This is a genomic window from Caproiciproducens puteiluti (assembly GCF_052442865.1).
In the GTDB taxonomy this organism is placed as follows: Bacteria; Bacillota; Clostridia; order Oscillospirales; family Acutalibacteraceae; genus Caproiciproducens.
Genome location: NZ_CP194790.1, coordinates 762,670 through 783,335, shown reverse-complemented (window position 1 = coordinate 783,335; position 20,666 = coordinate 762,670). Strand labels below are relative to the sequence as shown.

Sequence of the window (20,666 nt, the reverse complement as noted above, 5' to 3'; positions counted from 1 at the left end):
ATCGATGATGTTATGGATTGTCGCCGCTCTGATTATGCTTTTTCTGGTCCTGCCGGTACTGATTATCGTACCGATGTCATTCAGCTCGTCCCGGTATCTGGAATTTCCGCCCCCGGGCTTTTCCCCGCAGTGGTACCAGGCATTCTTCGGCAACGCCCAATGGGTGAATTCCCTGAAAATCAGCTTTGAGCTGGCGATCCTTACAACGGTTCTTTCGCTGATTCTGGGAATCCTCGCCGCGGAGGGGCTTTCCAAATCGGAATTCAGAGGCAAAAACGCCATTATCGAAACCTTCATGATGCCCATGCTGGTACCCGGCATTATCGTCGGCATCGCGGTCTACCGGTTCGAAGCGGGAATCAACCTTTCCGGCACCTTCAGCGGGCTGCTGATCGCCCACGTCCTGATGGCGGTTCCGTTTGTAATCCGCACGGCGCTCGCCAGCCTGTCCGGCCTGAACCCGAACTATGAGCTGGCGTCCCGCAGCCTGGGAGCGAACAGCTTCCTCACCTTTCTGCGCGTGACCGTGCCGATGATCAAATCCGCGCTGTTTTCCGGCGCGATGTTCGCTTTCGCTACGTCGTTCGACGAGATCATCGTGACGCAGTTCCTCTGCGGCGTGCAGATCACGACCCTTCCGAAGAGAATCTGGGACGGTCTGAATCAGCAGCTCGACCCCACCATTACCGCCATAGCGGCGATCGTGATCGTTTTCATCACGGCAGTTATGCTCCTTTCCAACGCGAAGACCCTGTTCGGCCGCGAGCCGAAATACCAGATTCAGGAAGAAATCGTACTGGACGACGACTGACCGATAAAAATTTGCAGCAAGGGCGGAAAAACAATGACAGATTATAAAGCGGAAATTTTACAGAAGAGCAGAGAGTACTGGAACCCCAGCAAGGTGGAGGATTTCCATAAAAAGGGGATCGACCTTGTAATGGGAAAACGGGAGGGCTACCGCTTCTGGGATATGGACGGCACGGAATTTCTCGACATCCATCTGAACGGCGGCACCTACAATCTGGGACACCGCAACCCCGAGGTGATCGGGGCGATGATTCAGGCGACGGAGGAATTCGACGTCGGGAACCATCACTTCCCGTCCATTGCAAGGGCGGAGCTGGCGGAACAGCTGGCAAAGCTCTGCCCCGGGGATCTGAATTATTCCGTTTTCTCCACCTGCGGAGGCGAAGCGGTGGACGTCGCCATTAAGAGCGCCCGTTACGCGACCGGACGGAAAAAGGTGATTTCCATCAAGGGCTGCTACCACGGACACACGGGGCTTTCCGTCTCCGCGGGAGACGACATGTTCAAGCTGCCATTTCACTGCGAGGGCGAGCCGAACGCCTTTGTGCAGGTTCCGCTCAACGATATCGGCGCCATGGAAGCGGAACTGAAAAAGGAGGACACCGCCTGCGTTCTGGTGGAAACCATTCTGGCCACCTACGGCTTTCCCCTGCCGGAGACGGGCTATCTAAAAGCGGTAAAAAAGCTTTGCGAACGGTACGGCGCGCTGTATGTCGCTGACGAGGTGCAGACCGGCCTGATGCGTACCGGCAAGCTGTGGGGCTTTGAGCACGAGGGGTTCGTACCCGATATGCTGGTGACCGCAAAGGGCTTCGGCGGCGGAATTTATCCAATTTCGGCGACGGTCATGAACCGGACAGCGGGAAAATGGCTATTTGAGATCGGGCGCCTGCACGGCTCCACCTGCGGCGGCTCCGAAATCGGCTGCAGGGTGGCCGCCAAGGTGCTGGAGATGACAACGCGCCCCTCTACGGTCCAAAATGTCGTTCAAAATCAGGCGGTCCTGAAACACGGCGTTGATGATCTGATGAAAAAATATCCCGGCTTCCTGACCGGGTACTCCCAGCGCGGGGTCATTCTGGGATTGGATTTTGACTGCGAGGACGCCAGCGTATCCGTCTCAAAGCCGCTTTACGACCACGGCGTATGGGCGCACAACGCCCGACTGCACCCCGGGACTCTGCAGATGAAGGTGGGGCTGCTGTGCGACCGGGCATTTATCGACGAGCTTTTTGCCAGAATGGACAAAGGGCTAAAAGAAGCTTACCAAAATTACAGAGGAAGGTGACTGCAATCTTGAAACGGATAGACACACCGGAGGTGCTTTTGGAAACCGTACGCCGGGAATTTGAACGGATGTTTCTTTTCCCGGACCATGCGGAAATCGAACTTCTTAAGAATTCGGAAAATCTGACCTTTACAGTCTCTTCTCCCGTACGCAAAGCCGTTCTGCGCGTGAACCGGCCCGGATATCATACAAAAGAGGAACTGCTCGCGGAGCTGCAGTGGATGGAACAGATACGCCGCGGCGGAAAGCTCATCGTGCCGCAGGCGTTCCCCGGCAGGAACGGCAGCCTTCTGCAGTCCTTTCGCTCCCCGGAAAGCGGAGTGGAATACGACTGCTCCCTGTTCTCCTTTCTGCCCGGAAAAGCGGTCTGCGAGCTGCACGGTCAGCAATTGCTCGACAGGGTAAGCCAGGTTGGAGCGGCGGCGGCCATCCTTCACACACAGGTGCAAAAGGAGGCGGACACCGCCCGCTTTCGGCGGTTTACCTGGGACTTTGAAAGCCTGCTGGGCGAAAACGCCCGCTGGGGCTCCTGGAGCAATTATCCGGGTTTAACACAGAAGGACAGGATCCTTTTCCGACAGGCTTCTACGATCATTGAAGGACGGCTCTCCAACTACGGCAAGGAGCCCGACCGCTACGGCCTGATTCATTCGGACCTGCATCTGTCCAACGTGATTATGGACGGCGAAAAGCTCCAGATCATCGATTTCGACGACTGCGGCTTCGGATGGTTCCTATATGATCTGGGATGCAGCCTGGTGCAGTACAGCGACGGTCTGGAGGAGCTTTGCAAGGCGTGGCTGCAGGGATACCAGACGGTGCGCTGCCTCTCTTTACAGGATTTCGCGGAAATACCCACCTTCGTTCTCATGCGCCGCATTGTCAGGCTGGCGTGGCTGGGCAGCCACGGAGAAAGCGACACGGCGAAAACAGTCGGCACGGAATATCTGGAAAAAACGCGCCGGATGGCCTATGAATTTGTCCGCCGGAACGTGCAAAAGGCGGCGGCGGTGTGCTGAACGGAAAAGTGGCGCTTGTAACCGGCGCGGGGTCCGGAATCGGCCTCGGCATTGCGCGTGAACTGGCCGCGAAGGGGGCTTTCGTTCTTCTGGCCGGCCGTTCCGGGCAGGCGGAAGCCGCGGCGGCGGAACTGAACCGGCAAAATTCCCATACAGCCGCGGTCAAAATGGATATTGCGGACCGGGAAAGCGTAAGTGCCGGGGTGGAAAGTGCACTGATACAGTACGGGCACATCGATATTCTGGTCAATAACGCGGGAATCGCAAAGCTGTCCCGGTTTGAGGCCTTTCCGGATGAACTGCGCGACCGGCATATCGACATCAACCTGAAGGGCACGTGGAATGTGACAAAGGCGGTCCTTCCCTGTATGCTGAAGAACCGGTGGGGACGCATTATCAACATCGCTTCCGTGACGGGCCCTTATGTCAGCGACCCGGGATACACCGCTTACGCCATGACCAAGGCGGGGCTGATCGGGTTTACCAAATCGCTGGCGGTAGAGTTGGCGAAGGACGGAATTACGGTCAACGCCATCTGCCCCGGCTTTATTCTGACGCCGAATGTCCGCAGGAGTGCGGCGGCAACCAATCCTCAGAATCCCGGCCTCGTGCTGGAAGGCATCGCGGCCGGAGTCCCGATGGGCCGTCTGGGCGCGCCGGAAGAGGTAGGAAAGCTGGCGGCCTTTCTCGCCGGCGAGGAGTCCTCGTATATTACCGGCACGGAAAACGTGATCGACGGAGGCAATCTGCTGCCGGAGACAAACGTGATGGGGATAAAGGAATCCTGATGAAAAAAGTGTTTCCTGTGTCAGGCCCTCTGTGAACGGTCTGCGCTAAAAGCGCCCATAGAGCCGAATTTCGGTTCTATGGGCGTTTTATTGTAAAGGGCGCTGCTTTAACACTTAACGTTCAATTCGGATTTCCCTTATTTTTTTCCGCAGCGGTAACACACAGGGCGCCGATACCGAAAGTTCGTCGATTCCCATTCTTAAAAAAGTTTCCGTCAGGGAAAGATCCGCACCGAGTTCACCGCAAATCCCTACAAAAATTCCGTTTTTACGGGCATTTTCAGCTGTAATCCGGATGAGGGTCAGCACCGCTTTATGATGTGCGTCATAAAAATGCTCCAGGCCCGGATTCTGCCTGTCGATTGCCAGCGTGTATTGAGTCAGATCATTGGTACCGATACTGAAGAAATCCACTTCCTTCGCAAGCTCATCGCTAATAAGGGCGGCCGCAGGAGTTTCGACCATGATTCCCAGCTTTGTTCCCGAATTGTAGCCTTTCCCTTCTCCGGAAAGCTCCAGCTGAACAGCCTGCGCAATTTGCTTGATCGCCCTGACCTCTCCCACGGAAATGATCATGGGAAACATGATCGCGATGTTTCCAAACGCAGTAGCCCGGTACAATGCTCTCAACTGTGTTTTAAAGATATCCTGCCTGGTTAAGCAAATGCGTATGGCACGGCAGCCCATAGCGGGGTTTTCTTCCTTTGGCATTTCAAAATAGTCCGCCTGCTTGTCCGCGCCGATATCCAGAGTCCGGATAATGACCTGTTTTCCCTTCATTTTTTCCGCAACCGACCGATACGCCTGAAACTGTTCTTCCTCGGTCGGATACGTTTCTCTGCCAAGATAAAGAAACTCGCTGCGGAACAGTCCAATGCCTTCCGCGTCATTGTCCAGGACTGCCTCCACGTCCTGCGGCCCGCCGATATTTGCAAAAACCTTGATTTTCCTTCCATCTATCGTAACGCTGTTTTTCCCTTTCAGGCAATGCAGCTGTTCCTGTTCCGCCTCTTTCGCTTCTTTCCTTTCAGAAAATAATTTCAGCGTCGCAGTGTCCGGCTCAATATAAATCCTTCCGGAAGCGCCATCCACAATTGCGTTATTCCCGTTATATTTCAGGCCCAATTGCTCTCCGACAGCGACCACGGCGGGAATATTCATGCTCCTCGCAAGAATCGCAGTGTGAGAATTAACCGAACCGTTTATGGTAATAAAGGCAAGTATTTTTGATTTATCCAGCTGCACTGTTTCACTTGGCGTGAGGTCGTCTGCGACGATAATAACAGGCTCATCCGATGTAAAAGCATCCGACTCGGCATTGGCAAGGATTTCAATCAGCTTTTGGGATATATCTTTGATATCGGCGGAGCGTTCTTTCAGATAAGGATCGTCAATAGCGGAAATTGTCTGAATGTATGTATCGCATGCCTTTTTCACGGCATATTCCGCATTGACCCGCTCCGATTGGATCGTATCCGTTATGGCATCGCAAAAATCGATATCCTCCAAAATCATCTGATGGATTTCAAATATCTTGGCGCTTTTCTCTCCCGCTTCATGAAACGCCTTTTCATACAGCTTTTTCAGTTCCTCTGCTTCCCGCTGTTTTGCGTCCTGATAACGACGGAGTTCTTCCTGCGTGTTTTCCGCATGACGTTTAACCGCTTCCCTGCCCTTGCGCTGATAGAACACAATTTTTCCGATTGCGATCCCATCCAATACACCTTTTCCATTTAGAACCGTCATCCTGTTTCCTCCTTAGAATTGATATATGAAAACAAACGGGCAGGGCTGTATGAACCCTGCCCGTTGTATGAAAGCTCTGTTATTCTCCGAGGCCCGATTGAATCGCATCGACCAATTCACGCAATGCTTTCTGCTCATCTGTTCCATTGCAGATCAATTCGACCTCTGTGCCGCATTTTACTCCTGCGGCAATCACGCCCATGATTGATTTTATATTGAATATTTTTTCATTCGATTGCATTTTTATATCGCTTTGATACTGCTGTGCCAATTTCGCCAGCGTACCGGCCGGCCGGGCATGCAGTCCGTATTTCAATTGAATTCTTACTTTTTGACTTACCATATTGATTCCTCTCATTGTTTAAATAAACAGCCCATATGGGTCTCTTCACGTCAGCCGTATGAGATAGGCATTATGAACTTCGTACTTTCCTCATCCAATTACTTTAAATCATTTAAAAACTCTTTCAATGAATCTAAATAGCGATCCGCAAGTACTTGAAGCATCTGCTTTTCGTCCTCAGCCGTTTCATCATAGACTGCGTATACTGTAAACCCGTCTGCCTTTGCAGTGCGGACCGCCTGAATATTATCCTCTACAACGACGGTATTATCGCGTGTCGTATGAAGAATGGCAAGGCCCTCCCGCCAAATGTTGGGATGCGTCTTATTATATCCGACTTCTTGGCAGGTCAATATGCCGGCGAACATCTCGTAGATTCCTAATCGTATAAGCGGCTTCTCTATTAATCCACGGTCCGTAGCAGTGGCTGCGCAAAATCCAACGCCCATATCAGTGAGCCGCTGCAGCACTTCCAGCACTCCGGGCTTTAGACGGATACAGTTTTCATACCGATAGGTCATTTCCCGATCAAATTCATTTTTTATCTCCTCCGCCGACTCCACAAGATTGAATTTCATGCGGAGATATTCCGCGGATTCCATAGAACCCATTTTAACCAAGATATGTTCCAGTCCCGGTGGAAAATCGATTTTCTTCCTTTTTAAATATTCCACGCGTAAATTATTCCAATAACCCATCGAATCAAGAAGTGTTCCGTCCAGATCAAATATTACGCCTTTTATTTTCATACCCTACTACCTCTTGAAACATACTCTGTTTTTGGGGTCTGCGTACTTTTATGTACTCGGTTCACACGTCCGTGTATTTTTTGAAACAGCTTTCCATCGGCTTCTCAGGCGTACCGCCAGGAAAACGCCTTCCGGAATCTTTCCTGGCGGCATTGCCGGGCATACCTGCCTTTCAGCAGTCTTTATTTATACTTTGCTTACAGATCCTTTGGGTTAATAAAGTCCGAAGCTAAGAAGGAACGCCACCAGTACCGCTATGGGACCCGTGATAAGCCGGGAGAAAAGCATTGCCGGGACACCGGTTTCCACTGTCTCCGGCTCCGCTTCTGCCAATGTCAGCGCGACCGGCAGGAAATCGCAGCCTACCTGAGAATTGATCGCGAACAGCGCGGGCAAGGCATAGGATGGCGGAATCGTGCCTTTTCCGATCTGAACGCCCAACAACACTCCGATAACCTGCGCGATGACCGCACCCGGTCCCAATACGGGGGACAAAAACGGAATCGCACAAAAAACGGACAGCCCCAACAGCCCCGGCAAGCTTCCGGCCAGCGGCTTAATAGCGTTGGCAAGCACATTGCCAACCCCTGTGTAGTTGATGATGCCGACCATGATGCTGACAAATACCATAAACGGAAGGATGCTCTTCAATACGATTTCAACGGAATCACGGCCGGCCTGATAGAAGATGTTCACAACGCTTCCGATTGCCCGTCCGGAATTTGTTATAAATCCGACCATTCCCTTTGAGGAGGCAGCCGGCGTTTCCGCCGCCGCTTTTGTTACAGGAGCAGCTTTCGGAACATCCTCTGCAGCGGTATCGGTTTCCGCGCTCTCCACGAGGGTAATGTTATCCTCGACGACCCCCGATACAAAATTGCCTTCGTTGATGTAGCGGCTCAACGGGCCCGACGGTGAGATCGGATGAGTGTCGATCGTTTTGACCCCGAGCTTTGGGTATACGCCGCACCGCAGTGTTCCACCGCAGTCTACGATAGCAATAATCATGGTATCAGGCTCGACCTTTTCTTTAAAACCGTCTACGGCCGGAACATGCAGCATATCCGCTATTTTCTGCGCCAGCGGATGAATGCCTCCGCCTGTGATTGACGCCACGACTTTGCGGGTCTCGGTCTCCTGCACGGTAAACGGACCGCCCCAGCCGCCGGGTCCTCTCGTTACTTTTACTGTCGCCTTCATTTCGCCGCCCCTTTTCTCTTCATCATCAGAGTCGTAATAAGCTCAGTCACGTTGCCGCGGATAAATATGACGATAACACCCACAATAAAATACCGTACCGCCAGAGGCATAGCCGATTGCCCCAGCGCGGTAATACCCGCGGAGATCCCTGCCCACACAAACAGTTCTCCTGGGTTAGCGTGCGGAAAAATTCCGAGTATCGGATGCGCAAACGAGAAACAAGCGTCAATAAAGGCCGGCTTCTCCTTCTCCTCGACAAACCGCCCCATTGTATAGCACATTGGATTTGTCAGGAAAAACAGCGACATGATTGGCAAAAGCGTATAGCGCAGCAGACGGAACCGCGTCAGCTTTTTCGCGAAATTATTGACGCGTTCTTCTCCGATCAGCTTAATCAGCGCGTTGATCGTCGTCAGAAGCACCAGCAACGTGGGCAGGATCCCCGTGATTAGCCCCGTCAGGTTTTCGCCTCCGGCCTGAAACACACCGGTAAATACTTCTGCAAATTTTACTAAGAAATCCATAAAACGCCCTCCTAAATCCTAATCAATTCAATTCCCTGTTACAACGTGACAGCCTGCCTGCTACGCTGCTCGTCAATCAGCTGGACCGCCTTTTTCAAGGCCCGCACTCTCATTTTCTCAGCCACCCGGCTGACTGCCGTCTCCATTGTCAAGCCGGTCAGTTCCGCCCGCCGTTTGAATTTGGCAAATACGGTTCTGCCCTGCATCTCACGGTATTCCACAACAACTCCTGTTTCATCCACCACGATAATAACAGCTACGCCCTTGCGGAAAGGAATCTTTGATTTTGCACTCCCCATTGCCAGATATCCCGATCCGGCATGCTCACGCTTCATCTGCCCCAGCGTACCGTACACGGCCTTTAACTGCATGTATGAAAAAAATGCCTGCAGCGCCATAGCCAGAAACAGCCCGCCTAATACTATCGTCATAGAATCACCCCCTTTATCACTCGCTTTCTCCTTTCTCACATTTGTCAGGTCATGTAACGACTTACTCATCTTGCTCATTGATGTTATATTATTGCACATTAAATGTCAACATAATATTAAAAATTTGCACATATTCTACAGTTCAATTCCGCAACATGGCGGATACGCAAAATAGTCATCACATATGTTCCAATGTATCGCAAATAATTGACAATACAGATAAACTGTCGTTATTATATTAGTGTCATCAGGCACTCACAACCATTCCACCAAAGGAATCGAAATATATCTTATATGGAGGTACATACATGAAAACAAAAGCAATCAGGCTTCATGGAACAAAAGATCTGCTTGTAGAGGAATTGGAACTACCTGAAATCGGGGAGGATGAGATTCTTGCAAAAATGATGACGGACAGCGTCTGCATGTCTACATACAAGCTGGTTCAACAGGGCAGCGCGCATAAGCGCGCACCGGACGACCTGTCCAAAAAGCCGGTAATCATCGGCCATGAAATGGCGGGTGTCATTATATCGGTGGGCGCCAAGTGGAAGGACAATTATCGGGCGGGGCAGCGGTTCACAATCCAGCCTTCCCTGAATTATAACGGAACATTCGACACCCCGGGTTATTCGTATTCTTATTTCGGCGGAGACTGCACCTATTGTGTGATTCCAAACGAAGTGATGGAGCTCAATTGCCTGATTCCAATCAAAGGGGAGTCCTTTTTCCAATCTTCGCTGGCTGAACCGATTGCGTGTGTAATCGCGGGATACAACCGGATGTATCACACCTCGGATGTCAATCACGAGCACACGATGGGAGTAAAACCCCAGGGAAACCTCATTATTTTCGGAGCCTGCGGCCCAATGGGGCTCGCCGCCATCGATTATGCTCTGCAGTTGGAAAACGGTCCGGCGCTCATCGTTGCCGTCGATGTCTCCGAGGAACGAATCGCGCGCGCCCAAACCGTTTTGACTGTGCCGGACAATAAGCAGCTTGTGTTTTTCAATGCGGCGTCAAGCAGCGATGTCGTGCAGGATCTTAGAAATCTCAGCAATGGAGCCGGATACGACGATGTCTTTGTATATGCGCCCGTACAGCAATTAATTGAACAGGCCGACAAGGTGCTGGCAACCGATGGCTGCCTGAATTTCTTCGCCGGTCCCGTGGACAGGGGCCTGTCCGCAATGATCAATATGTATAACATACACTATGCGAAAACCCATTATGTCGGTTTCACCGGAAGCACCAACGCCGACCTGCTTGACGCAATCCGTCTGTCGGATGAGGGACGCATAAATCCCACCGTCATGCTGACACATATTGGCGGATTAAACAGTGTAATCGAAACCACCTTAAACCTGCCAAAGATTCCGGGCGGCAAGAAGCTGATTTACACGCAGATCGATCTGCCATTGACCGCAATTGAGGATTTTCGCAAATTGAGCGCGGAGAATCCGCTGTTCGGCGAGCTTGCGGACGCCTGCGACCGTGCAAACGGCTGCTGGAGCGCAGAGGCGGAACGTATTCTGCTCGCACATTACAACGTCGATACAACAAAGTAGGAGGGTAAAATCATGCTGGCCAATCTAAAAGATGTTTTAGCCGACGCCAAAGCGCGTCAATACGCAGTAGGTGCATTCAACGGTACAACATTAGAAAGCGTGCGCGCGATTATTGCAGCCGCTGAGGAACTGGGATGTCCCGTTATCCTGCAGCATGCTCAGAGCCATGACGGTATTGTCGACATGCACGAGATCGCACCATTGATGCTGCACTATGCCGGACGCGCGTCCGTACCGGTTGCGGTGCACCTGGATCACGGGAGTTCATTTGAACGCTGCGTGCAGGCCATCCGGCTCGGTTTCACGTCCGTAATGTACGACGCATCCGGAAAAGACTTTGACACAAACGTCGCTCAGACTGCGGAGATCGTTAAGATCGCACACGCTGCGGGAGTTTCCGTGGAAGCAGAGCTCGGCCACGTTTTCACATCAAAGGTGGTCGTCGGTGAGGGTACAAACGCTGACAGCGCCGACGACTACAGCAATCTGGATGATATATACACCGATCCGGATATGGCAAAGCGTTTCGTGGATGCCACCGGAGTCGACTGTCTGGCCGTTGCTTTTGGAACTGTGCACGGCGTGTATCTCACCGAGCCCCGCCTGGATCTTGACCGTGTCAGTAGAATCCGCGACGCGGCAGCCGTTCCGCTTGTTATGCACGGAGGATCCGGTGTTTCCGATGAAGATTACAGGACCGCCATCCAGAACGGTATCTGCAAGATCAATTACTACACCTATATGAACAAGGCCGGCGGTGAGGCCGTCAGGCAGTATCTGGCCACAGATCATGACGCGCTGTTTTTCGATGCTGTCTCACTTTACGCTACGAGCGCCATGAAAGCGGATGTTCTGCACGCAATGCGTGTCTTTTCCGGCAAGTAAATTCACGCTGAGTTATGGAACGCTTTCTTTTTTCGAAGCATTGCGCTATAATGTACAAAAAGGAGCATGATGCAAATGTTCAAGACAACCGTGACTGCAATTGGCAGCGATGCCATATTTGACGAAAGTCCGATGCTGGTTCTTTTCGGCAAAGATTGTCCTGAAGAATTACAGGATGCCTGTATTATTCACGAATTCAAGGGTGAACAGAGTGATGAAATGCTGCGCCCGGGCGGGCGTATGCTGTTTGACGGCAAGGAGTACACTGTAGAAAAGGTCGGCGAGGTGGCGAATGAGAATTTCAGCCGCCTGGGACACATGACATTAATATTTGATCCGTCTGAAGACGTACTGCCGGGGGCGGTCGTGCTGTCGCCTGCCGGTGTTCCGGAGGTCAGAATTGGGAGCTCAATTGTATTTATGTAAGCTGTGAGGGATTAGAGAATGGGTACTTCCGATGATACGCAATTGCTGGTAGAAATCGCACATCTGTATTATGACGACTACCTTACACAGGATCAGATTGCGAAGAAATACAATATGAGCCGCTCGCTGGTCTCGAAACTGCTCACAAAGGCGCGCACCGTCGGTATTGTGCAGATTATCATCCACGATGCCGGTATGCGGCCTTACCATGTGCTGGAGAACCAGCTAAAATCCACCTTCAAGCTGCACGATGTCATCTGTGTCAATGTGGACGAAAGCAACCAGCCCAAGAAAAGGCTGGGGCATTTGGCGGCGAAATACCTGTTCCGGCGCATGTACTCGGCCAAGCTGGTCGCAGTTTCTTCCGGCACGACCAATTTTGCGCTGGCCAACAGCTTTTCCTCCCCTGTCCCATTTCCGGATGTTACCTTTGTGCCGCTGTCCGGCGGATTGCTGCGTAACGACCGGGACACTCAGGCGAATGTTATCGCCGAGATTTTTGCGCGTCAGTGCGGCGGCGACAGCTTGCAGCTCCATGCCCCTGTAGTTGTCGATTCACCGGAGGCAAAACGGATCCTTATGAAACAGCATTTCATCAAGGATGTGCTGGACAACGCCAGAAAAGCGGACCTTGCCATCGTCGGTCTCGGCAGTTCCCCCATCTATTTTGAAATGACAGAGGCCTATCTGCACGGCATTGATAAGTATACCGACAATGTCAGCGATCTGATAAAGGGTGATATTTCATTTAATTTTTTCAATGAACACGGTGAGCTGGTGGATTGCAAATGGAACCAGCAATTGATGTCGCTGAGTCTGGATGAAATTAAGAAAATACCGGAAGTGATCGGGGTCGCCGGCGGGGACGAAAAAGTTGAGAGCATTTATATCGCCATCCGCTATCGGCTGATCGACACGTTGATCACCGACACGACCACTGCAAAGAAGCTGCTTCATGTCAGCGCCCAGCAATTTACGAAAGATCATGTTGACAGGATATGAAAAATGCAGCTTTCCCTTTCTCCCGGTCTGTATCGGAGATTTCCGTATCCCTTAGAAGAAATCACCCATTCAATCCATGAACCACAAACGCCTACAGAACGGAAATTTCGTTCTGTAGGCGTTTTCTCATGGAATCCCTCAGGCGCGATTCCCCCTAAAATCTGGTATTTCCCTGTTACCGTCCTTCTATTGAAATCCGTGTCATTGTAGAATATAATGAAGCATAGATTTAGTAATGTGCTGTTGACGGTCGAAATACGAAAAATATTCCGTTTTTCCCCGGCTTTTTGGCACGGCGTCCGCATCCCCCCGGGAAGCGGGTGCTTCACAATCCATGAAATAGGTAAAGGAGAAATGGGAATGGGCTTTATTCTGATTCCGCTGTATATTCTGGTTGCTGTCGCAGTGCTCTATCTTTTGATTTTTAAGATTCTGGGCCTGCGGATTATTGGCTCCAACGAGGTCGCTGTGATTGAAAAATGGTGGAGCAGAAAGGGCTCTTTGCAGGACTCCATCATCGCCCTGCACGGCGAGGCCGGCTATTCGCCCGACCTTCTGCGCGGCGGCATGCACTTCAAATCCGCTCTGATGTATAAAATCCACAAATACCCCCTCATTACGGTTCCGCAGGGCCAGATCGCCTATCTGTTCGCACGGGACGGCCTTCCGCTTGCTCCGACGCAGACGCTGGGAGAAGTGGTGCCTCAGGCCAACAATTTTCAGGACGTGCGCGGGTTTCTGCAGAACGGCGGCCAGCGCGGCCCGCAGCGCGGGATTCTGAGAGAAGGTACATACGCGATCAATCTGGCGCAGTTCATTGTAATTACTCCGAGCGACATTAAAACGATCGGCAATTCCCGCAGCGAACGCGCGGAGATCGCCAGTATGCAGCAGACGCTGCTGGAACGCGACGCGTTCCGCCCGGTGGTCATCATGGCCAATGCAAGCGATACCAGCGATATCATGGGTATCGTCACCGTGCACGACGGCATGCCGCTGGAGCAGGGCGAAATCATTGCGCCGAGCGTGGGCGAAGGGCACTCCAGCTTTCAGGACCCGGAGCAGTTTCTGGAACTGGGCGGCCGCCGCGGCAAGCAGCTGCAGGTGCTGACGGACGGCACCTATTACATCAACCGCCTGTTCGCCACGGTGGAGTTCCGCCCGAAAACGGTGGTCCCCATTGGATTTGTCGGGGTCGTGGTTTCCTTCTTCGGAAAAGAAGGCGTCGATACGACGGGCGAGGATTACAAGCACGGCGAGCTGGTGGAGGCTGGCTGCAAGGGTGTGCTGGAGAAACCGCTCATGCCCGGAAAGTATGCGTTTAACACCGACGCCGGACGCGTGGTGCTGGTTCCCACTACCAACATTATTTTAAAATGGAATAAATCAGAAGTCGGCGACCATAAATACGACGAGAACCTGACCGAGGTCGATATCATCACCAAGGATGCGTTCGAGCCTTCGCTCCCCCTTTCCGTCGTCATGCATATCGACTACAAGCAGGCGCCGTGGGTCATTCAGCGTTTCGGCGATATCAACATGCTGGTCAACCAGTCCCTTGACCCGCTTGTAAGCGCGTACTTTAAGGATGTAGCGCAGACCAAGACCCTGATCGAACTGATTCAGGAGCGCAGTGCCATCCGTGAACGCGCCGTAACCGAAATGCGCAATAAATTTCAAAAATACAACCTGCAGCTGGAGGAAGTGCTCATCGGTACGCCGAGATCTTCCCATGCGGATGTGCAGATTGAAAACATCCTGACGCAGCTGCGTGAACGCCAGATTGCGGAGGAAAAGAAAATCACCTATCAAAAGCAGCAGTCGGCAGCGGAAAGTGAAAAATCCCTGCGGGAGGCCCAAGCGGTCGCCGAACAGCAGAATTTCCTGACCAAGTCGAAAATCCAGATTGAAATTGAAGGAAACAACGGTGCCGCCATGGCGAGCAAGGCGGAACAGGAAGCCAATCAGATCATCGCACTGGCAAAAGCCAACGCATCGAAAGTACGGCTGGAAGGCGAAGCCGAGGCTTCCAAAGAGTCCAACGTCGGCCTTGCCAAGGCGCAGGCCATTGACGCGCAGGTACGGGCTTACGGCGGCGCGGAATACCGGGTCATTCAGGAAATCGCCGACAAGCTGACCGACGCGATCAAAAACTCCAAAGTGGACATTGTACCGAAAACAGTCGTCAACATGGGCGGAAACGACGGGCAGTCTTCGGGCGCCAGCAACGGCAGCGGCAGCAACACGGTCATGGACACTCTGCTGAAGTTTCTGACGCTTGACAAACTGGGCGTGTCGCTCCAGCATATCTCAGAACCGTCCACCACGGCGCAGGCTATCCAGGCGGCGATGGAATCGGCTAAAGCCGGGCAGACAGCCCCTTCTGCGGAACAGCCGGTCCCGGGGGACGGCGGGCAGCCGAATCAGCCCGTACAGCCTGCTCCGCAGGAAACCGCGCAGCCGACTGCACAGGAGAAAAAGCAGCCGGTGCCTCCAAAAGAGAAAATTTAGGGATTCTCACCCCAACTGCAAAAATAAAAGAGCACCCTTGCGGGTGCTCTTTTATTTTTGGTGAACATCGGGGATTCAAGTGTCGGCACACTCTACCCGCGCTCCGCGGACACACCGTATTGGTGCTGTGAGAAGGCCAATGCAGCCGCCCCCAGCAGAGGGGCGTCATTCCCCAATGCCGAGCGCACCAGCTTGATTTTCTTTAAATGCGCGCTGCTTTGTCTGTCGTATTCTTTAACAAACTCATCCCACCAAAGCGCAGAGGTATCAAGAATGCCGCCTCCGAATAACAGCGCCTGCGGATCGTAAAGATTGGCGCAGGTCACTGCGCACAGCGCGAGATTTTCAATAAATTCACGCAAAACGCTCAGCGCAGCAGGATCGCCTTGCCGTGCGCGGCTGAAAAATTCATAGCCCGAATCAATGGCTTCCCGCCCGCTCATCTCATTGTAACGCTGCCAGAGCGCCGTGCCGGAAACGTATTTTTCCACACAGCCGTGCTGACCGCACAGGCACTGTTTCCCGTTCGGGTGCAGAACAGCATGTCCGATCTCCCCAAAACCTCCCGCCTGGCCGCTGATGCTGACGCCGTCCAGCAACAATCCGCCGCCGACCCCTGTTCCGATGATGATGCCGAACACGCTTTTGAAGCCGCGGATCGCCCCCATCCAGTTCTCGCCGATAAGGGCCATCTTGCAATCATTGTCCACTGCCGTGGGCTTTTGATACTTTTCCTGCAGCCTGCTTTTGATTGGGGTTCCAATATATCCGCTGTAGATATCCACCGCGTACAGCACCTCGCCTGTACGCGGGTCAATACGCCCGCCCGCGCCGACGCCGATTGCATCAATGGCATATTTCTTCTCAATCGTATCGATGATTCTGAAATAGGAATCCAGAATAAACGCGCCGGTTCTTCCCGTATTGTCAACATGGATCTTCTCCAGTATGTCGCCACGCTCATTTACGGCCGCACCCATGATTTTGGTGCCCCCGGTATCAATTGCCGCCGCAATCATAAGACCTCACGCCTCTTTCCCATTATTTAAGTAAGGCTTCAAATTGCCTACGATTTTTCTGGTTATAATCTGCGGACGCGTAATTCCGGCTCCTATGACCACATTGTGCGCACCGGCCTGAAACGCTTTGGCCGCCAGCTGATCGTCCCAGTAACGGCCTTCCGCTACCACCGGAACCTTGAGCTTTTCCGCCAAAGACGCCACCAGGCTGATATCGGGCGCCTGCAGCTCCATGATCTTGTCGTCATCATTGTGGCGCGTATATTCCGTGTAGCCGGCCAGCGTTGTCGAAACCAGGTCGGCGCCTGCATCCACAGCCCTTAATCCCTCTTCACATGTCGATACATCCGCCATCAAAAGAATGTCGGGAAACTCTTTTTTTATTGAGCTGAGCAGCTCGGCCGCCGACACGTTTCCGGGCTTTGACAGCTTGCACGCATCAACCGCAACAATTTCAGATCCCGTCGCATATACTGCCTCCACGTCGCGGAGAGTAGGCGTAATGTAACACCAATATCCGGGGTATGTATGTTTAATAAGACCGACCGTAGGGATTGCGATCAGCTGGCGTGCCGCGAGAATATCGGCCACGCCGTTCATACGCACGCCAACCGCGCCGCCTATCTGTGCCGCCAGTGCGAACCTACCCATGATCGCGCTGTCGCGCATCGGCTCCTCTGCCGTCGCCTGGCAGGATACGATCAAACCTTTTTTTAACTCTGTAATTTTCATAAATCGGCCATCTCCCTATTCAGTAAATATATTGTAATATTGATTGCTTTATATTTTTTTGCTCAGTCGTTTCTGGCTCATCATATCGGCGCTGATCGCAAGCAACAGTACGGCGCCTTTCACCACGCGCTGGTAATAATCCGGTATGTTCATAAGAATCATGCCGTTGAGCAGCACTCCCATCACCAAAAGGCCCGCAATGACCCGCGTGATTTTGCCTTCTCCGCCGGTCGTGCTTACGCCGCCCAAAACAACAGCCGTAATGATATCCATTTCATACATTTCGCCCGCTTTCGGCTGACCGCTGTTTACGCGGCTCAGCAGCACCATGCCCGCAAGCGCCGCAAGCATGCCGCACAAACCATACACGCTGTACATAACTTTTCTTACGCTTACGCCGCTTAGCCGGGACGCTTCACGGTTGCTGCCTATTCCGTAAACGTATCGTCCGAAGGATGTTTTCTCAAGTGTTATGTAACCGACAGCAAAGCAGATCGCCATAATAATCACAGGGATGGGGATCGGTCCCAAATACCCCTGCCCAAGAGCGGTGAAGCTTGCCGGAAAACCATAGACAGGGAGACCGCCCGATATGATGTACGCCAGTCCACGCAGGATGCTCATTGCCGCCAAGGTCACAATCATCGGAGGAATCCCTACTTCATAAGTAAAGAAACCGTTCAGCAGCCCTACGATCAGCCCCACAATCAGTACGATCAGCATCGCCAGTATGGGATTCAGACCCGCCACCATCAGAGAAGCGCACCCCACGGAAGCCGCGCCCATCATGGAGCCAACGGAGATATCAATCCCCCCGGTGATGATCACCATCGTCATCCCCACCGCAGGAATGCCATAAACGGCAACCTGCCGCAAAATATTAAAGAAATTTGTTGTCGTGAAAAAACCTTCCGCAACGATTGAGAAAAAAGCGGTCAGCGCCAAGAGCACAATGTAAATTGCATACTTCGATATGCTTTTCTGTTTTTTCACCTGTATGGCAGTGTCCATATGCAGAATCTCCTTCTTTCGAATCCAATTATTCGGTGGCCAATTCCAAAATGCTCTCCTGCTTTACATCTTCGGACGAAAGCATCCCTGTTATGGCACCCTTGCGCATGACGAGAATCCTATCGCTCATTCCGATCAGCTCCGGCATTTCCGAAGAGATCATGAGAATCGATTTTCCTTCGGAAACCAGATCGCGCATCAGCTGGTATATTTCTCTCTTTGCGCCTACGTCAATCCCGCGCGTCGGCTCGTCAAAGATCAGGATATCGCATTGCGTGGCAAGCCATTTGGCTAAAACCACTTTCTGCTGGTTTCCCCCCGAAAGCGTCTTTGCCAACTGGGCGGAGGAATGCGCTTTGATATGCATCGCTTCAGAAAACCTGCTTACTGTCGCGGCTTCCTTCTTTTTTTGTACAAACCCATCCCTGCTGACACTCTTCAGGCTGGCATAGACAACATTGAAATCGATTCCTTTATTGATCAGCAGTCCCTGTGACTTTCTGTCTTCCGTTATCAGACCGATGCGGTGGCGGATGGCATCCTTGGGTGTCCGTATTTCAACAATCTCCCCATTGAGCCGCATGGTCCCCTTGCTGATCGGATCCGCGCCGAAAATCCCCCGGGCAAATTCCGTGCGTCCGGCTCCCACCAGTCCCGCAAGGCCCAATATTTCCCCTTTATGCAGCGTTAAGCTGCAGTCGTGTATCGCAGCATTGGTATATCCCTCGACCTCAAGCACCGGCGGGCCAATGGGTGTGGTCCGTTTTGGGTACTCCTGTCCTATCTCCCTGCCCACCATATGTTTGATCAGCATCGGCCGGTCCGTATCCGCTGTATTCATCGTAATGACATGACGGCCGTCCCGCAGCACTGTCACCCTGTCGCTGATCCTGGAGATTTCTTCCAGTCTGTGGGATATGTATAAGATCGTAATTCCTTTGGCGCGAAGCTTTTCAACAACGGAAAACAGCTTATCGATTTCTGTGTTGGTCAGCGGCGCTGTCGGTTCATCCATAATCAGAAACTTGATGTCTTCCGAAATGGCTTTTACAATTTCCACGACCTGTTGTTCAGCGATCGACAGGTCGCGCACCAAAGCGTTCGGATCAACAGAAACCCCCAGATCGTCTATCATTTTGAGGCAGTCCCGATACATCTTTTTCTCATCGAGAAAAATACCCTTTTTAATCTCTTTGCCATAAAAGATGTTCTCCCTGACGGTCAGTTGCGGCATCAGGTTTAACTCCTGATAAATCACACCGATACCGGCAGCTTTGGAAATCGCAGGAGAATTGTTCGTCATTTCTTTATCATCAAACGTCCACTCTCCGAAGGTCGGCAAATGGGCTCCCGTAATCACTTTGATCAGCGTTGATTTGCCCGCTCCGTTTTCTCCGACAAGCGCATGAATCTCTCCCCGGCGCAGCTCAAGTGACACATCGTCCAGAGCCAATACACCCGAGAACCGTTTTGTAATATGCTTTAAGGCAAGAATATTGTCGTTTGTGGTCATCGCTGCACCTCACCATAAAATCTGCATCTGTACCGGTCCTCTGCAAAAAGAGGACCGGCACAAAACAACGTCGCTCTAGTTTTTAAAGTAATCTGCAATATTGCCTGCATCCACAACCTTCATCGGAATCTCAATCGTATCTGCGATCGAACCGCTTTTCAGGACTTTCAGCGCGGTATCGACAAAAAGCTTACCCGTCTCATAGGGCTGAATATCAACCGTGGCGCGGTAGATGCCGCCCTCTTTGATTTTATCCAGCGCTTCCTTTGTGGCATCCAGGCCGCCAATGTAAAATTTGTCGCTGGCTTTGCCGGCAGCCATGACCGCTTCATATCCACCCAGAGCACCGGCATCGTTCACGCATACAAGCACATCCACATCGGGGTTCGATTGTAAAATGTTCTCCATGTTGGTCATCCCTTTTTCCGGGTTGTTCGCACTCTGGCGCGCCACGATCTCCGCGTTCGGCGCTTTGCTCAGTATCCCCTCTTGAATGCCGTTGCCGCGGGCAATAATCGATTTGAGCTCAGGATAATCAAAAATCGCTACCTTCGCCTTACCGCCCATCTTGTCCGCAATCCACTGCCCGGCATTCTCGCCGATTGCAAAGCCGTACTCGTACTCAGGGACTGTAATGAACGCATCGCTGCCCTCTACGTTCTGATTTCCAGCGATCACGGGAATCTTTGCCGCATGCGCCGCTTTCACGGAGGGAACCAGACCCTGCTCGTCGATAGGGCTGACGATTACCGCGTCTACTCCCTGCGAAATAAAGTTTTCAAATGCGCTGACCTGATTTGCAAGGTCGGCTTTCCCGTCATTGATTGTGACTTTAATCCCCAATTCATCACACCGGTCCTGTACGCCCTTCGCCACTTCAACGAAATAGGTATTTGTTAAATCCGGACATGTAAAGGCAAGCTTGACATCGGACGCTCCCTGCTGTGACGCGGTTTCGGAAGAGGTATCCGCAGTTTTTTGACCGGTTGATTCTGACGGTCCCGACGGGGAACAGCCCCCAAAGCCGATCACCGTCATTGCCAGAACGAGAACAAACGCTAACATCCTTTTCATTTCAATTTCCTCCCTGTGTTATTTATA

20 protein-coding genes are annotated in these 20,666 nt (G+C 52.2%); 9 read left to right on the top strand and 11 right to left on the bottom strand.

The features are described from left to right. Positions 1-4: 4 nt before the first annotated feature. The 4 genes from ACRQU7_RS03865 to ACRQU7_RS03850 are packed head-to-tail and all read left to right on the top strand — an operon-like array spanning position 5 to position 3,905. On the top strand, positions 5-811 hold the full coding sequence (locus tag ACRQU7_RS03865; protein WP_141827212.1) for an ABC transporter permease: 807 nt from the start codon (positions 5-7) through the stop codon (positions 809-811). A 33-nt stretch (positions 812-844) separates the two neighbouring features. Beyond that, positions 845-2,098 (top strand): class-III pyridoxal-phosphate-dependent aminotransferase, encoded by a 1,254-nt coding sequence (locus ACRQU7_RS03860; protein WP_444643853.1) that lies wholly within the window; start codon positions 845-847, stop codon positions 2,096-2,098. A gap of 8 nt (positions 2,099-2,106) precedes the next feature. Next, positions 2,107-3,117 carry a phosphotransferase enzyme family protein gene (locus ACRQU7_RS03855; protein WP_444643851.1) on the top strand — a complete coding sequence of 337 codons (1,011 nt, stop codon included), beginning with the start codon at positions 2,107-2,109 and terminating at the stop codon, positions 3,115-3,117. Further along, positions 3,111-3,905, top strand: a complete 795-nt coding sequence (locus ACRQU7_RS03850) for a glucose 1-dehydrogenase (RefSeq protein WP_444643849.1) — start codon at positions 3,111-3,113, stop codon at positions 3,903-3,905. Before ACRQU7_RS03855 ends, ACRQU7_RS03850 begins: the two co-directional genes overlap by 7 nt. Positions 3,906-4,019: 114 nt before the next feature. Here the strand turns inward: ACRQU7_RS03850 and ptsP are convergent, their stop codons facing one another. From ptsP to ACRQU7_RS03820, 6 genes are all read right to left on the bottom strand, one after another. Next, a complete protein-coding gene (gene ptsP / locus ACRQU7_RS03845; protein WP_444643847.1) occupies positions 4,020-5,651 on the bottom strand; it encodes a phosphoenolpyruvate--protein phosphotransferase in 1,632 nt (543 codons plus the stop codon). A gap of 79 nt (positions 5,652-5,730) precedes the next feature. Further along, positions 5,731-5,994, bottom strand: coding sequence for an HPr family phosphocarrier protein (locus ACRQU7_RS03840; protein ID WP_038322618.1), 264 nt, complete (start codon positions 5,992-5,994; stop codon positions 5,731-5,733). Between the two features lie 98 nt (positions 5,995-6,092). Then, entirely contained in the window at positions 6,093-6,743 is a 651-nt protein-coding gene (locus tag ACRQU7_RS03835; RefSeq protein WP_444643844.1) for an HAD family hydrolase, read from the bottom strand. A 213-nt stretch (positions 6,744-6,956) separates the two neighbouring features. Then, positions 6,957-7,943 carry a PTS glucitol/sorbitol transporter subunit IIB gene (gene srlE, locus ACRQU7_RS03830; protein WP_444643842.1) on the bottom strand — a complete coding sequence of 329 codons (987 nt, stop codon included), beginning with the start codon at positions 7,941-7,943 and terminating at the stop codon, positions 6,957-6,959. Then, on the bottom strand, positions 7,940-8,467 hold the full coding sequence (gene srlA / locus ACRQU7_RS03825; RefSeq protein ID WP_038322613.1) for a PTS glucitol/sorbitol transporter subunit IIC: 528 nt from the start codon (positions 8,465-8,467) through the stop codon (positions 7,940-7,942). The genes srlE and srlA overlap by 4 nt, the downstream gene beginning before the upstream one ends. Positions 8,468-8,505: 38 nt before the next feature. Next, positions 8,506-8,898, bottom strand: coding sequence for a transcriptional regulator GutM (locus tag ACRQU7_RS03820; protein WP_444643840.1), 393 nt, complete (start codon positions 8,896-8,898; stop codon positions 8,506-8,508). 308 nt (positions 8,899-9,206) lie between these two features. Here ACRQU7_RS03820 and ACRQU7_RS03815 point away from each other — a divergent pair, with 308 nt between their 5' ends. The 5 genes from ACRQU7_RS03815 (at position 9,207) to ACRQU7_RS03795 (ending at position 15,290) form a co-directional block, all read left to right on the top strand. Continuing rightward, positions 9,207-10,466 carry a zinc-binding dehydrogenase gene (locus tag ACRQU7_RS03815; protein WP_444643838.1) on the top strand — a complete coding sequence of 420 codons (1,260 nt, stop codon included), beginning with the start codon at positions 9,207-9,209 and terminating at the stop codon, positions 10,464-10,466. A 12-nt stretch (positions 10,467-10,478) separates the two neighbouring features. Next, a complete protein-coding gene (locus ACRQU7_RS03810; RefSeq protein WP_444643836.1) occupies positions 10,479-11,351 on the top strand; it encodes a class II fructose-bisphosphate aldolase in 873 nt (290 codons plus the stop codon). A gap of 75 nt (positions 11,352-11,426) precedes the next feature. Next, positions 11,427-11,777 carry a PTS glucitol/sorbitol transporter subunit IIA gene (locus tag ACRQU7_RS03805; protein ID WP_185741226.1) on the top strand — a complete coding sequence of 117 codons (351 nt, stop codon included), beginning with the start codon at positions 11,427-11,429 and terminating at the stop codon, positions 11,775-11,777. 18 nt (positions 11,778-11,795) lie between these two features. Then, positions 11,796-12,779, top strand: a complete 984-nt coding sequence (locus tag ACRQU7_RS03800; RefSeq protein ID WP_038322608.1) for a sugar-binding transcriptional regulator — start codon at positions 11,796-11,798, stop codon at positions 12,777-12,779. Positions 12,780-13,139: 360 nt separating this feature from the next. Further along, positions 13,140-15,290 (top strand): SPFH domain-containing protein, encoded by a 2,151-nt coding sequence (locus tag ACRQU7_RS03795; RefSeq protein WP_444643833.1) that lies wholly within the window; start codon positions 13,140-13,142, stop codon positions 15,288-15,290. A gap of 92 nt (positions 15,291-15,382) precedes the next feature. Here ACRQU7_RS03795 and ACRQU7_RS03790 read toward each other — a convergent pair whose 3' ends face one another. From ACRQU7_RS03790 to ACRQU7_RS03770, 5 genes are all read right to left on the bottom strand, one after another. Next, entirely contained in the window at positions 15,383-16,309 is a 927-nt protein-coding gene (locus tag ACRQU7_RS03790) for an ROK family protein (RefSeq protein ID WP_444643831.1), read from the bottom strand. 6 nt (positions 16,310-16,315) lie between these two features. After that, positions 16,316-17,041: an N-acetylmannosamine-6-phosphate 2-epimerase gene (locus ACRQU7_RS03785; protein ID WP_444643829.1), complete on the bottom strand. Its 726-nt coding sequence runs from the start codon at positions 17,039-17,041 to the stop codon at positions 16,316-16,318. A 48-nt stretch (positions 17,042-17,089) separates the two neighbouring features. Further along, a complete protein-coding gene (locus ACRQU7_RS03780) occupies positions 17,090-18,052 on the bottom strand; it encodes an ABC transporter permease (RefSeq protein ID WP_444643827.1) in 963 nt (320 codons plus the stop codon). Positions 18,053-18,080: 28 nt separating this feature from the next. Further along, the gene (locus tag ACRQU7_RS03775; protein ID WP_444643825.1) at positions 18,081-19,565 is read right to left on the bottom strand and encodes a sugar ABC transporter ATP-binding protein; all 1,485 of its coding nucleotides are present in this window, start codon (positions 19,563-19,565) and stop codon (positions 18,081-18,083) included. A 75-nt stretch (positions 19,566-19,640) separates the two neighbouring features. Then, positions 19,641-20,639, bottom strand: coding sequence for a sugar ABC transporter substrate-binding protein (locus ACRQU7_RS03770; protein WP_444643823.1), 999 nt, complete (start codon positions 20,637-20,639; stop codon positions 19,641-19,643). Positions 20,640-20,666: the final 27 nt, after the last annotated feature.

Coding starts and splice junctions, on each gene's coding strand:
- ACRQU7_RS03865 (WP_141827212.1), top strand. CDS start 5: ATGATGTTATGGATTGTCGCCGCTCTGATTATGCTTTTTCTGGTCCTG.
- ACRQU7_RS03860 (WP_444643853.1), top strand. CDS start 845: ATGACAGATTATAAAGCGGAAATTTTACAGAAGAGCAGAGAGTACTGG.
- ptsP (WP_444643847.1), bottom strand. CDS start 5,651: ATGACGGTTCTAAATGGAAAAGGTGTATTGGATGGGATCGCAATCGGA.
- ACRQU7_RS03840 (WP_038322618.1), bottom strand. CDS start 5,994: ATGGTAAGTCAAAAAGTAAGAATTCAATTGAAATACGGACTGCATGCC.
- ACRQU7_RS03835 (WP_444643844.1), bottom strand. CDS start 6,743: ATGAAAATAAAAGGCGTAATATTTGATCTGGACGGAACACTTCTTGAT.
- srlE (WP_444643842.1), bottom strand. CDS start 7,943: ATGAAGGCGACAGTAAAAGTAACGAGAGGACCCGGCGGCTGGGGCGGT.
- srlA (WP_038322613.1), bottom strand. CDS start 8,467: ATGGATTTCTTAGTAAAATTTGCAGAAGTATTTACCGGTGTGTTTCAG.
- ACRQU7_RS03820 (WP_444643840.1), bottom strand. CDS start 8,898: ATGACGATAGTATTAGGCGGGCTGTTTCTGGCTATGGCGCTGCAGGCA.
- ACRQU7_RS03815 (WP_444643838.1), top strand. CDS start 9,207: ATGAAAACAAAAGCAATCAGGCTTCATGGAACAAAAGATCTGCTTGTA.
- ACRQU7_RS03810 (WP_444643836.1), top strand. CDS start 10,479: ATGCTGGCCAATCTAAAAGATGTTTTAGCCGACGCCAAAGCGCGTCAA.
- ACRQU7_RS03805 (WP_185741226.1), top strand. CDS start 11,427: ATGTTCAAGACAACCGTGACTGCAATTGGCAGCGATGCCATATTTGAC.
- ACRQU7_RS03800 (WP_038322608.1), top strand. CDS start 11,796: ATGGGTACTTCCGATGATACGCAATTGCTGGTAGAAATCGCACATCTG.
- ACRQU7_RS03795 (WP_444643833.1), top strand. CDS start 13,140: ATGGGCTTTATTCTGATTCCGCTGTATATTCTGGTTGCTGTCGCAGTG.
- ACRQU7_RS03790 (WP_444643831.1), bottom strand. CDS start 16,309: ATGATTGCGGCGGCAATTGATACCGGGGGCACCAAAATCATGGGTGCG.
- ACRQU7_RS03785 (WP_444643829.1), bottom strand. CDS start 17,041: ATGAAAATTACAGAGTTAAAAAAAGGTTTGATCGTATCCTGCCAGGCG.
- ACRQU7_RS03780 (WP_444643827.1), bottom strand. CDS start 18,052: ATGGACACTGCCATACAGGTGAAAAAACAGAAAAGCATATCGAAGTAT.
- ACRQU7_RS03775 (WP_444643825.1), bottom strand. CDS start 19,565: ATGACCACAAACGACAATATTCTTGCCTTAAAGCATATTACAAAACGG.
- ACRQU7_RS03770 (WP_444643823.1), bottom strand. CDS start 20,639: ATGAAAAGGATGTTAGCGTTTGTTCTCGTTCTGGCAATGACGGTGATC.